At 63.2% G+C, this 12,366-nt stretch carries 12 protein-coding genes; 8 read left to right on the top strand and 4 right to left on the bottom strand.

Annotated elements, in window-relative coordinates; translation table 11 throughout:
- Positions 1 to 46: 46 nt before the first annotated feature.
- The 5 genes from choX (C163_RS01485) to C163_RS01465 all read left to right on the top strand — a co-directional run bounded on the left by choX (C163_RS01485) (position 47) and on the right by C163_RS01465 (position 4,093).
- On the top strand, positions 47 to 991 hold the full coding sequence (gene choX, locus C163_RS01485; protein ID WP_025337380.1) for a choline ABC transporter substrate-binding protein: 945 nt from the start codon (positions 47 to 49) through the stop codon (positions 989 to 991).
- Between the two features lie 121 nt (positions 992 to 1,112).
- Positions 1,113 to 1,997 carry a 3-keto-5-aminohexanoate cleavage protein gene (locus tag C163_RS01480; RefSeq protein WP_025337379.1) on the top strand — a complete coding sequence of 295 codons (885 nt, stop codon included), beginning with the start codon at positions 1,113 to 1,115 and terminating at the stop codon, positions 1,995 to 1,997.
- An 18-nt stretch (positions 1,998 to 2,015) separates the two neighbouring features.
- Positions 2,016 to 2,981 (top strand): L-carnitine dehydrogenase, encoded by a 966-nt coding sequence (locus C163_RS01475; RefSeq protein WP_025337378.1) that lies wholly within the window; start codon positions 2,016 to 2,018, stop codon positions 2,979 to 2,981.
- 10 nt (positions 2,982 to 2,991) lie between these two features.
- The gene (locus tag C163_RS01470) at positions 2,992 to 3,468 is read left to right on the top strand and encodes a thioesterase family protein (RefSeq protein WP_025337377.1); all 477 of its coding nucleotides are present in this window, start codon (positions 2,992 to 2,994) and stop codon (positions 3,466 to 3,468) included.
- A gap of 367 nt (positions 3,469 to 3,835) precedes the next feature.
- The gene (locus tag C163_RS01465) at positions 3,836 to 4,093 is read left to right on the top strand and encodes a hypothetical protein (RefSeq protein WP_003257487.1); all 258 of its coding nucleotides are present in this window, start codon (positions 3,836 to 3,838) and stop codon (positions 4,091 to 4,093) included.
- 120 nt (positions 4,094 to 4,213) lie between these two features.
- Here C163_RS01465 and C163_RS01460 read toward each other — a convergent pair whose 3' ends face one another.
- Both C163_RS01460 and C163_RS01455 read right to left on the bottom strand, forming a co-directional pair.
- Complete coding sequence (locus tag C163_RS01460; protein WP_025337376.1) at positions 4,214 to 5,320, bottom strand: GlxA family transcriptional regulator; 1,107 nt, start codon at positions 5,318 to 5,320, stop codon at positions 4,214 to 4,216.
- Between the two features lie 517 nt (positions 5,321 to 5,837).
- Positions 5,838 to 7,214, bottom strand: a complete 1,377-nt coding sequence (locus C163_RS01455) for an L-serine ammonia-lyase (protein WP_025337375.1) — start codon at positions 7,212 to 7,214, stop codon at positions 5,838 to 5,840.
- A gap of 453 nt (positions 7,215 to 7,667) precedes the next feature.
- Here C163_RS01455 and choX (C163_RS01450) point away from each other — a divergent pair, with 453 nt between their 5' ends.
- The 3 genes from choX (C163_RS01450) to choV all read left to right on the top strand — a co-directional run bounded on the left by choX (C163_RS01450) (position 7,668) and on the right by choV (position 10,720).
- The gene (gene choX, locus C163_RS01450) at positions 7,668 to 8,615 is read left to right on the top strand and encodes a choline ABC transporter substrate-binding protein (protein WP_025337374.1); all 948 of its coding nucleotides are present in this window, start codon (positions 7,668 to 7,670) and stop codon (positions 8,613 to 8,615) included.
- Between the two features lie 81 nt (positions 8,616 to 8,696).
- On the top strand, positions 8,697 to 9,545 hold the full coding sequence (gene choW / locus C163_RS01445; protein WP_169774667.1) for a choline ABC transporter permease subunit: 849 nt from the start codon (positions 8,697 to 8,699) through the stop codon (positions 9,543 to 9,545).
- Positions 9,542 to 10,720 (top strand): choline ABC transporter ATP-binding protein, encoded by a 1,179-nt coding sequence (gene choV, locus C163_RS01440; RefSeq protein WP_025337373.1) that lies wholly within the window; start codon positions 9,542 to 9,544, stop codon positions 10,718 to 10,720. Before choW ends, choV begins: the two co-directional genes overlap by 4 nt.
- Before the next feature lie 120 nt (positions 10,721 to 10,840).
- Here choV and hisF read toward each other — a convergent pair whose 3' ends face one another.
- Both hisF and hisA read right to left on the bottom strand, forming a co-directional pair.
- Entirely contained in the window at positions 10,841 to 11,611 is a 771-nt protein-coding gene (hisF, locus tag C163_RS01435) for an imidazole glycerol phosphate synthase subunit HisF (RefSeq protein WP_025337372.1), read from the bottom strand.
- Between the two features lie 10 nt (positions 11,612 to 11,621).
- Positions 11,622 to 12,359, bottom strand: coding sequence for a 1-(5-phosphoribosyl)-5-[(5-phosphoribosylamino)methylideneamino]imidazole-4-carboxamide isomerase (gene hisA / locus C163_RS01430; protein WP_003257484.1), 738 nt, complete (start codon positions 12,357 to 12,359; stop codon positions 11,622 to 11,624).
- Positions 12,360 to 12,366: the final 7 nt, after the last annotated feature.

The raw sequence follows: 12,366 nt of genomic DNA, 5'->3' as shown, positions 1-12,366 counted from the left end.
GAGGTCGAACCCCAATAACAATATGCACTGCCGATGGAGAGCCACCATGCAACGCTTGATCCGCCGCAGCCTGTTGACCCTTGCCCTGAGCAGCATCGCCGCTTCCCCACTATTCGCCGCCGAGCCTGCGGCCTGCAAGAACGTCCGTCTGGGCGTGGTCAACTGGACCGACGTCATCGCCACCAGCGCCATGGCCCAGGTGCTGCTCGACGGCCTGGGCTACCAGACCAAGCAGACCAGCGCTTCGCAACAAATCATCTTCGCCGGCATCCGCGACAAGCGCCTGGACATGTTCCTGGGTTACTGGAACCCGATCATGACCCAGACCATTACCCCGTTCGTCGACGCCAAGCAGGTCAAGGTGCTCGACAAGCCCAGCCTGGAAGACGCCCGCGCTACCCTGGCGGTACCCAAGTACCTGGCCGACAAGGGCCTGAAGACCTTCGCCGACATCCACAAGTTCGAAAAGGAACTGGGCGGGAAAATCTACGGCATCGAACCGGGCTCCGGCGCCAACACCCAGATCAAGGCGATGATCGCCAAGAACCAGTTCGGCCTGGGCAAGTTCCAGCTGGTCGAGTCCAGCGAGGCCGGCATGCTGGCGGCCGTCGATCGCGCGGTGCGGCGCAACGAGGCCGTGGTGTTCTTCGGCTGGGCACCGCACCCGATGAACGTGAATATCGACATGGTCTACCTGGGCGACAGCCAGGACGCCCTGGGCCCTGACGAAGGCCGCGCGACAGTGTGGACGGTGACCGCACCGGACTACGCCGAACGCTGCCCCAACGCCCACCGCCTGCTGGCCAACCTGAACTTCAGCGCCGAGGACGAGAGCCGCATGATGCAGCCGCTGCTCGACCACAAGGATGCGCTGGAATCGGCCCGCCAGTGGCTCAAGGACCACCCCGAGGACAAGGCCCGCTGGCTGGAGGGTGTGACCACCTTCGATGGCAAGCCGGCTGCCGACAACCTCAACCTCACTGCCAACTGATCCGGCCCATTCGCGGGTAAACCCGCTCCCACAAGTCATGCACATGCCAGGGGCAACATCGTCCCCTGTGGGAGCGGGTTTACCCGCGAAAAGGCCACCAGACACCACAAGGAACCCCGCCATGAACCACGACGTCATCATCACCTGCGCCCTCACCGGCGCCGGCGACACCGCCTCGAAAAGCCACCTTGTTCCAGTCACCCCCAAGCAGATCGCCGAGTCTGCCGTAGAGGCCGCCAAAGCCGGCGCCACCGTGGTCCACTGCCACGTGCGCGACCCGCAAACCGGCCGCTTCAGCCGTGACGTGGCGCTGTATCGCGAAGTCATGGAACGCATCCGTGAAGCCGACGTGGACATCATCGTCAACCTTACCGCGGGCATGGGTGGCGACCTGGAAATCGGCCCGGGTGAATCACCACTGGAATTCGGCCCGGGTACCGACCTGATCGGCCCGCTGGAGCGCCTGGCCCACGTCGAAGCGTTGTTGCCGGAAATCTGCACCCTGGACTGCGGCACCCTCAACTTCGGCGACGGCAACTCGATCTACGTCTCCACCCCGGCACAACTGCGCGCCGGCGCCAAACGCATCACCGAGCTGGGGGTAAAAGCCGAGCTGGAAATCTTCGACACCGGCCACCTGTGGTTCGCCAAGCAGATGATGAAGGAAGGCCTGCTCGACGACCCGCTGTTCCAGCTTTGCCTGGGCATCCCGTGGGGCGCGCCGGCCGATACCACCACCATGAAGGCGATGGTCGACAACCTGCCGGCCAACGTCACCTGGGCCGGGTTCGGCATTGGCCGCATGCAGATGCCGATGGCCGCACAGGCGGTGCTGCTGGGCGGCAACGTGCGGGTGGGCCTGGAGGACAACCTGTACCTGGACCGTGGCGTGCTGGCCAGCAACGGCCAGTTGGTCGAGCGCGCGGTGGAGATCATTTCGCGCCTTGGCGCCCGTGTGCTGACCCCGGCCGAAGGCCGGGAAAAGATGAACCTCAAACGCCGCTGACACTTTCAGGAGCCCAACATGACCTTCATCACCAAGATCAAGACCTTCGCCGCCCTGGGTAGTGGCGTGATCGGCAGCGGCTGGGTCGCGCGCGCCCTGGCCCACGGGCTGGACGTGGTCGCCTGGGACCCGGCGCCAGGCGCCGAGCAGGCGTTGCGCAAGCGCATCGCCAACGCCTGGCCGGCATTGGAAAAGCAAGGCCTGGCACCAGGCGCTTCACAAGACCGCCTGAAGTTCGTCCCCACCATCGAGGAATGCGTCCGCGATGCCGATTTCATCCAGGAAAGCGCCCCTGAACGCCTGGACCTGAAACTCGACCTGCACGCAAAGATCAGCGCTGCCGCCAAACCCGACGCGATCATCGGTTCCAGCACCTCGGGCCTGCTGCCCAGCGAGTTCTACGAGTCGGCCACCCACCCCGAGCGCTGCGTGGTCGGCCACCCGTTCAACCCGGTGTACCTGCTGCCGCTGGTGGAAATCGTCGGCGGCAACCGCACCGCCCCCGAGGCCATCGAAGCTGCCAGGGCCATCTACACCAACCTGGGCATGCGCCCGCTGCACGTACGCAAGGAAGTGCCCGGGTTCATCGCCGACCGCCTGCTCGAAGCCCTGTGGCGCGAGGCCCTGCACCTGGTCAACGACGGCGTGGCCAGCACCGGCGAGATCGACGATGCCATCCGCTTCGGCGCCGGCCTGCGCTGGTCGTTCATGGGCACGTTCCTCACCTACACCCTGGCCGGTGGTGACGCAGGCATGCGTCACTTCATGGCCCAGTTCGGCCCGGCGCTGCAACTGCCGTGGACTTACCTGCCGGCACCAGAGCTGACCGACAAGCTGATCGACGATGTGGTCGAAGGGACCTCCGAGCAACTGGGCGACCGCAGCATCGCCGCGCTGGAGCGCTATCGTGATGACACCCTGTTGGCAGTGCTGGAAGCGGTGAAGACCAGCAAGGCCAAGCACGGTATGGCTTTCGGCGACTGAGGAGACCGCGATGCCCGCACTGATCACCTACCGCACCCCAGTCCAGGAGGACTGGGTCGACTACAACGGGCACCTGCGCGATGCCTTCTACCTGCTGATCTTCAGCTACGCCACCGACGCGCTGATGGAGCGCATCGGCCTGGATGCCGACAGCCGCGGCCAGAGCGGTAACTCGCTGTTCACCCTGGAGGCGCACATCAACTACCTGCACGAAGTGAAGCTGGGCACCGAGGTATGGGTGCAGACGCAGATCATCGGCTTCGACCGCAAGCGCCTGCATGTCTACCACAGCCTGCACCGGGCAGGGTTCGACGAAGCGCTGGCGGCCAGTGAGCAGATGCTGCTGCATGTGGACCTGGGAGGGCCGAAGTCGGCGCCGTTCAGTGAGCGTAGTTTCGGGTTGCTGCAAGGGTTGGTGGATGAGCAGCAGGATGTGCCCCCGGCTGAGTTCGTCGGCCGGGTGATAGCCCTGCCTACGCCAAACTGAGCAGCAAAACATAACCTGTGGGAGCGGGCGTGCCCGCGAATGCGATGGTGGGTTCACCGCCGCATTCGCGGGCACGCCCGCTCCCACAGGTCATGTATTCAGGAAAAAAATAACCCCGGAAAGCCGTGAGCATCCGGGGCCAAGAGCGAGCAACATCCACTGTGCACGAACGAGGGTGACCAAACCCTCCGTTGCGGTAGATGGCTTGAGTTTGCGCACTTCCTGGCAGGTGGATTTAGCCGGGAACGACCTGTTCTTAGCCAAAGCAGCCATGGCGCCATTCTGTTGTTGCGGGCATGTCGCCGGCGTCACAGAATCGGTCGTAAATCACAGCAGCACTCTCTTAGCGATAAAAGGGACAACAGCCATGATGCATGCGGATTTGATTGACCAGGACGATCTGGCAGGCCACCTGCGCGCGCGCGGGTTCGAGATTCCGGCCGGCGCTACTGCCGAGCAGGCGTGCGAAGCGGTGGTGCGTGGGCTGACCGAGCCCAATGCACGGGCGCTGAAGGGAATGGTGGAGCAGATGTATACCGGTAGCGCGACGATCCTGCCGGCGGTGCGCCAGGCCATCGACAAACAGCTGTTGCCGGCGTTGGCGCAGTTCAACAAGCGCGGCTGACAGAGTTTTCCTGCACCGGCCTCTTCGCGGGCTTGCCCGCTCCCACAGGGATTGCACAGATTTCAAACACTGTGCAGCTCCTGTGGGAGCGGGCAAGCCCGCGAAGAGGCCGGCTCCGTTTCAGAGCCTTACACTGGCAAAGGTCGACTCGTTGCGCGCTTGGCTCAGGGCCGCCATCGGGCCGCTGTGCGGTGACAGGGTCATGGCCTGCGGGATCGGCATCATCGCCACCTGCTGCGCAGTGTTGGAGCCCACGCGTTCGTCACGCGGCGGAATGCCGAAATACTCGCGGTAGCACTTGGAGAAGTGCGGGGTAGACACGAAGCCGCACACCGACGCCACTTCGATGATCGACATCGGCGTCTGCTTCAGCAGCTGCCGGGCGCGGATCAGGCGCAGCTTCAGGTAGTAACGCGACGGCGAACAGTGCAGGTACTTCTGGAACAGGCGCTCGAGCTGCCGACGCGATACCGACACGTATACCGCCAGTTCATCCAGGTCGATCGGCTCTTCGAGGTTGGCCTCCATCAGCGCGACGATTTCCTGCAGCTTCGGCTGGTTGGTGCCAAGCATGTGCTTGAGCGGCACGCGCTGGTGATCCTGCTCGTTGCGGATGCGCTCGTAGACGAACATTTCGGAAATCGCAGCCGACAGTTCACGGCCGTGGTCGCGGCTGATCAGGTGCAGCATCATGTCCAGCGGCGCAGTGCCGCCGGAGCTGGTGAAGCGGTTACGGTCGAGGGTAAACAGGCGGGTGCTCATGTTGACCCGCGGGTAGGCCTCCTGCATGGCCGCCAGGCATTCCCAGTGCACGCTGCAATCGAAACCATCCAGCAGCCCGGCACAGGCCAAGGCCCAGCTACCGGTACATACCGCGCCCAGACGGCGCGACTGACGGGCCTGGGTTTGCAACCAGGTGACATGCTCGCGGGTAACGCTGCGCTGGATGCCCACGCCGCCACAGACAATCACGGTATCGATGGGGGGCGCACTGTGCATGGCGGCGTCAGGGGTTATCTGCAAGCCATCGCTGGCCCACACCTGTCCACCATCGGCTGTGAGGGTGTGCCAGCGGTACAGCTCGCGGCCGGACAGCTGGTTGGCCATGCGCAGCGGCTCGACGGCCGATGCCAGGGAAATGAGGGTGAAATTGTCCAGTAGGAGAAACCCGATGGACTGGGGGGCTGTGCGGTTCTGGGTTGGGTTCCCGGAGGTGTACGACGTCATCGCGATTTCTCCTCACACAAATGCAGGGTGTGCCTCAGGCGAGCACTGATTTCTTGTTATGTATGGCCCCGGTTCATGTGCAGGGGCCTTGGTGCCAATCTCAACGCAAACGCCGTGCCTGAAATTGAACGGCTATCCAAAAAAACCTGAAAACGACGCCTTTGTCAGGCAAATCAGGTGCTTTGATCGAGTTGGCCAATCTTCGTGGAACTGGCGTGCTAGGCGCTGTGCGTGTAACGGCTGAGCAATTTGGTGACATGTGCAGTGTAGGATGCCCAGAAACGACACTCTTGAGTGTCACCGACAACGCCCACACTGATAACGACACCCGACGATCGGTATGCGTCGTAATGCACCATAAAGGGGCATTGGGGGACTGTGCTGCACCTGCGTCAAACTCAAGGGCCTCTTCGCGGGTAAACCCGCTCCCACAAGTACAGCACCGCGAGTGAGAGCAACGCAGTACCTGTGGGAGCGGGTTCACCCGCGAAGAGGCCCTTGAGGTCAGATCAAGCTATCAGCACTCGATTGCGCTGACCGCCAAACCACCGCGCGAGGTCTCTTTGTACTTGTCGTGCATGTCGGCCCCGGTATCGCGCATGGTGCGGATCACCTGGTCGAGGGAAATGAAGTGCTCGCCATCACCACGCAGGGCCATCTGCACCGCGTTGATGGCCTTTACCGCGGCAATCGCGTTGCGCTCGATGCACGGCACCTGCACCAACCCGCCGACCGGGTCGCAGGTCAGGCCCAGGTTGTGCTCCAGGGCGATCTCGGCAGCGTTCTCCACCTGTGGCGGGGTCGCACCCAGCACTTCGGCAAGGCCCGCCGCGGCCATGGCGCAAGCCGAACCGACTTCACCCTGGCAACCCACTTCGGCACCGGAGATCGACGCGTTCTTCTTGCACAGGATGCCCACCGCGGCAGCACCGAGGAAGAAATCAACCACGCTGGACTCGTCCACCGCATCGCTGAAGCGCATGTAATAGTGCAACACTGCCGGGATGATGCCCGCCGCACCGTTGGTCGGCGCGGTAACCATGCGCCCGCCGGCGGCGTTCTCTTCGTTGACCGCCAGGGCGAACAGGTTGACCCACTCCATGGCGCTCATGGTCGAGCCGATCACGTTGGGCTTGCCGATTTCCTGCAGGCTGCGGTGCAGCTTGGCGGCGCGGCGGCGCACGTTCAACCCGCCGGGCAGCGTGCCTTCGTACTTCAGGCCGTTGTTGACGCATTCCTGCATGGCTTCCCAGAGCTTGTGCAGGCCGGCGCGGATCTCTTCCTCGCTGCGCCAGACCTTCTCGTTGGCCATCATCAATTGCGACACGCTGAGGTCGTTTTGCTTGCACAGGCGCAGCAGTTCGGCGGCGCTGTTGAAGTCGTACGGCAGCACCGTCTGGTCGGCATCCAGCACGCCGCTGGCGGCCTGGGCGGCATCGACCACGAAGCCGCCACCCACCGAGTAGTAGGTGTCGCGGTGCAGCTCGCCCTGCTCGCCTTCGGCAATCAGGGTCATCGCGTTGGGGTGGTACGGCAGGTTCTCGTCCAGCAGCAGCATGTCTCGGGCCCAGACGAATTCGATGGGCAGGCGGCTGTCCAGCTGCAGGGTGTTGGTTTCGCGCAGGTCGGCGATACGCGGTGCGATCTGGGTCGGGTCGATGGCGTCAGGCCATTCACCCATCAGGCCCATGATGGTGGCATTGTCGGTGCCATGCCCCACACCCGTGGCCGACAGCGAGCCATACAGGCGCACTTCGATCCGCTTCACTCGTTCCAGCTCGCCGCGTTCGCGCAGACCCTGGACGAACAGGGCGCCAGCACGCATGGGGCCGACGGTGTGGGAGCTGGAGGGCCCGACACCGATCTTGAACAGGTCGAACACGCTGATGGCCATTGTCGAATCACCTCTTGCTGGGCTTGTCTCTGCGCGCCATGCGCAGGGCGGGACAGCTGCTAGGCTGAAGCAGCGGGCCGCCTTGAATGCACGCATCATCGGGCTTTTACCAACCCCCTCGCCGTCTGCAACCGACGTACTTTTGTCCAGCAGCGCCGCGCTGTTTTTTACCGGGGAGCTGCCCTCGCCACGCCGCTTTCCGGCGGCCTGGTGACGTAAAAATGCGGCTGAGGGGGTGGAAAAATCCATAAGCGACATCGCCCATACTGGATACGACCCGTTCCGTACTGGTTACGACCCCACCAGTAGGCGATTGCCCAGCGCTGGAGGATTATCGAAAGCGACTCGTAAAGCACGGCCACGCATCCTGCCCTCTGCAGGCCTGGTCGACCGGACCCTGAGAAAGCCCGGCGACCCACGCGAACCCGAAGACAAAATCACAGGAGTCCATCCATGAAAGGTTCACCCTCGCTGTTGCTGGTTGCGTTGCTGTCCGCGCCTTTGCTGGCCCAGGCCGCCGAACCCGAGCAATGCCAGACGGTACGGTTCTCGGATGTCGGCTGGACCGACATCACGGTAACCACCGCGACCACCAGCGTTGTGCTCGAAGCACTGGGTTACAAGACCCACACCACCATGATCTCGGTACCGGTGACCTACAAGTCGCTGGCCACCGGCAAGGACCTGGACGTGTTTCTCGGCAACTGGATGCCGACCATGGAGAACGACATCAAGCAGTACCGCGACGCCGGTACTGTAGAAACAGTGCGCGCCAACCTGGAAAACGCCAAGTACACCCTGGCCGTGCCCCAGGCGCTGTATGACAAGGGCCTGAAGGATTTCAGCGACATTCCCAAGTTCAAGAAAGAACTCGACGGCAAGATCTACGGCATCGAGCCCGGCAACGATGGCAACCGCACCATCCAGAGCATGATCGACAAGAACGCCTTCGGCCTGAAGGACGCCGGCTTCAAGATCGTCCAGTCCAGCGAGGCCGGCATGCTGTCGCAGGTCGACCGCGCGCAGAAACGCGGCGATGCGCTGGTGTTCCTCGGCTGGGAACCGCACCCGATGAACACCCGCTTCAAGATGCAGTACCTGACCGGCGGGGACGAGTTCTTCGGCCCCGACTTCGGCAAGGCGACCGTATTGACCAACACCCGCAAGGGCTATGTGCAGGAATGCAGCAACGTTGGCCAGCTGTTGAAGAACCTGTCGTTCGAGCTCAAGGATGAAAGCACCATGATGGGCTATGTCCTGGACGACAAGATGAAACCCGAGGCGGCGGCCAAGAAGTGGCTCAAGGACAACCCTGGCAAACTGGATGCCTGGCTGGCCGGCGTAACCACCGTGGATGGCAAACCGGGCCTTGAGGCGGCCAAGGCCAAGCTGACGCAATAACGAAATACGCAATAGCGCTACCTCGGGGCAGGCCCGTGCCTGCCCCGGGTTGATTTCAATCTATGCAGGTGGAAGCTCGCTATCATGCTTATCGATCAGAAAATACCCCTGGGCCAGTACATCGCGTCGTTCGTCGAGTGGCTGACCCAGAACGGCGCGAATTACTTCGACGCCATCGCGCAAGGCCTGGAGTTCATGATCCATGGCGTCACCAGCGCCCTGACTTTCTTCAATCCGTTCGTGCTCATCGCTCTGTTCGCCGCCCTGGCGCATTTCATCCAGCGCAAGTGGGCGCTGACCGCATTCGTTGCCCTGTCGTTCCTGCTGATCCTCAACCTGGGTTACTGGCAGGAAACCATGGAAACCCTGGCGCAGGTCACCTTCGCCACAGTGGTTTGCGTGGCCATCGGCGTGCCACTGGGCATCGTCGCCGCACACAAACCGATGTTCTATACCGCCATGCGCCCGGTACTCGACCTGATGCAGACGGTACCTACCTTCGTCTACCTGATCCCCACCCTGACCCTGTTCGGCCTGGGTGTGGTGCCGGGGCTGATCTCGACGGTGGTGTTCGCCATCGCCGCGCCGATCCGCCTCACCTATCTGGGCATCTGCGACGTCCCGCAGGAGCTGATGGACGCCGGCAAGGCCTTTGGCTGCTCGCGGCGCCAGCTGCTCACCCGTATCGAACTGCCGCACGCGATGCCAAGCATCGCCGCCGGCGTTACCCAGTGCATCATGCTGTCGCTGTCGATGGTGGTGATTGCCGCCCTGGTCGGCGCTGACGGCCTGGGCAAACCTGTGGTCAACGCACTGAACACCGCCGATATTTCCCTGGGCTTCGAAGCGGGCCTGGCGATCGTGCTGCTGGCGATCATGCTCGACCGTATCTGCAAGCAACCGGACCTGCCGGTAAGGGGTGAAGCATGAGCATCATTCGTTTCGAAGACGTCGACGTCATCTTCTCCAACAAGCCGCGCGAAGCGCTGGCCCTGCTCGACCAGGGCCAGACCCGCGAGCAGATCCTCAAGCAGACCGGCCTGGTGGTGGGTGTCGAAAAAGCCAACCTGGATATCCAGAAGGGCGAGATTTGCGTGCTGATGGGCCTGTCCGGTTCTGGCAAGTCGAGCTTGCTGCGCTGCATCAACGGCCTGAACACCGTCAGCCGCGGCAAGCTGTTCGTCGAGCATGAAGGCAAGCACATCGACATTGCCCACTGCACCCCCGCCGAGCTGAAGATGATGCGCACCAAGCGCATTGCCATGGTGTTCCAGAAATTCGCCCTGATGCCCTGGCTGACGGTGCGCGAGAACATCAGCTTTGGCCTGGAAATGCAGGGCCGCCCCGAGAAGGAACGGCGCAAGCTGGTCGACGAGAAGCTCGAGCTGGTGGGCCTGACCCAGTGGCGCAACAAGAAGCCGGACGAACTGTCTGGCGGCATGCAGCAGCGCGTGGGCCTGGCCCGGGCGCTGGCGATGGATGCCGACATCCTGCTGATGGACGAACCGTTCTCGGCACTGGACCCGCTGATCCGCCAGGGCCTGCAAGACGAGTTGCTGGGCCTGCAGGCCAAGCTGAGCAAGACCATCGTGTTCGTCAGCCATGACCTGGACGAGGCGCTGAAGCTGGGTAGCCGCATCGCCATCATGAAGGACGGGCGGATCATTCAGTACAGCAAGCCGGAAGAGATCGTGCTCAACCCGGCCGACGAGTATGTGCGTACCTTCGTAGCCCACACCAACCCACTGAACGTGCTGTGCGGGCGCAGCCTGATGCGCAGCCTGGACAACTGCAAGCGGGTGAATGGTTCGGTGTGCCTGGACCCGGGTGGCGACTCTTGGCTGGACCTGGGCGAAGGCAACTCGATCAAGCGCGCACGCCAGGGGCAGAACGGGCTGGAGATGCAGAACTGGGCGCCGGGGCAGTCGGTGGAAGGGCTGGGCCGCAGGCCGACCCTGGTGCACGCGGATATCGGCATGCGTGATGCGCTGCAGATTCGTTACCAGACCGGGAACAAGCTGGTGCTGCAGGAAAATGACAAGGTGGTGGGGATTCTGGGCGACAGCGAGCTGTATCACGCGCTGCTCGGCAAGAACCACGGTTGATGCCATTGGGGCCGCGTTGCGGCCCTTTCGCGACACAAGGCCGCTCCTACAGGGGAACGCGTATCCCTGTAGGAGCGGCCTTGTGTCGCGAAAGGAGGGCAAAGCCCTCCCAACAATGGGTCAGCGAACGACGATCCCGCGCGAAGCCATGTAGGCCTTGGCTTCCGGCACCGTGTACTCACCAAAGTGGAAGATACTGGCCGCCAGCACCGCACTGGCATGCCCTTCCAGAATGCCGTCAGCCAGGTGCTGCAGGTTACCCACCCCGCCCGAGGCAATCACCGGAATACCCAGCGCATCACTGATCGCACGGGTAACACCCAGGTCGAAGCCGTTCTTCATGCCGTCCTGGTCCATGCTGGTCAGCAGGATCTCGCCAGCCCCCAGGCCTTCCATCTTCTTCGCCCATTCAACGGCATCCAGCCCGGTCGGCTTGCGCCCGCCGTGGGTGAAAATCTCCCAGCGCGGCTGCTCACCCGGCCCGGACACCTTCTTGGCGTCGATGGCGACTACGATGCACTGCGAACCGAAACGGTCCGCTGCCTCGCCGACAAACTCCGGGTTGAACACCGCGGCCGTGTTGATCGAGACCTTGTCGGCACCAGCATTGAGCAGGTTGCGGATGTCCTGCACGGTGCGCACGCCACCGCCCACGGTCAGCGGGATGAACACCTGGCTGGCCATGCGCTCGACGGTATGCAGGGTGGTGTCGCGGCCATCGACGCTGGCGGTGATGTCGAGGAAGGTGATTTCGTCGGCACCTTGCTCGTCGTAGCGACGGGCGATTTCCACCGGGTCGCCGGCATCACGGATGTTCTCGAACTTGACGCCCTTGACCACCCGGCCGTTGTCCACGTCCAGGCAAGGGATGATGCGCTTGGCCAGTGCCATGGTTCAGTCCTCAGCCTTGGTAGTTGTCGCAGAAGGCCTGGGCCTCGGCGACATCGAGGGTGCCTTCGTAGATGGCACGGCCGGTGATGGCGCCGATGATGCCCGGGGCCTTGGCGTCCAGCAGGGCCTTGATGTCGCCCAGGTTGTGGATGCCGCCCGAGGCGATCACCGGGATCGAGGTAGCTTCTGCCAGCGCCTTGGTGAACGGCACGTTGCAGCCTTGCATCATGCCGTCCTTGGCGATGTCGGTGTAGACGATCGCCGAGACGCCATCGGCCTCGAAACGCTTGGCCAGGTCGATGACCTGCACCGAGCTCACCTCAGCCCAGCCGTCGGTGGCGACGAAGCCATCCTTGGCGTCCAGGCCAACGATGACCTTGCCCGGGAAGGCCTTGCACGCTTCGGCGACGAACTCCGGCTGCTTGACCGCCTTGGTGCCGATGATCACGTAGCTGACGCCAGCCTTGACGTAGTGCTCGATGGTTTCCAGCGAGCGGATGCCACCGCCGATCTGGATCGGCAGGGTCGGGTAGCGCTTGGCAATGGCGGTGACCACTTCACCGTTGACCGGCTGGCCTTCGAAGGCGCCGTTGAGGTCGACCAGGTGCAGGCGGCGGCAGCCACCCTCGACCCACTTGGCGGCCATGCTCACCGGGTCGTCGGAAAATACCGTGGAGTCTTCCATGCGGCCCTGGCGCAGGCGCACGCAGGCACCGTCCTTCAGATCGATAGCGGGGATAATCAGCATCTTGGGA

Origin of the sequence: Pseudomonas sp. FGI182 (assembly GCF_000511325.1) — a bacterium.
Lineage (GTDB): Bacteria > Pseudomonadota > Gammaproteobacteria > Pseudomonadales > Pseudomonadaceae > Aquipseudomonas > Aquipseudomonas putida_Z.
Note: the sequence above shows the minus strand (reverse complement) of the source record. Positions and strands in the feature narration are given on the sequence as shown.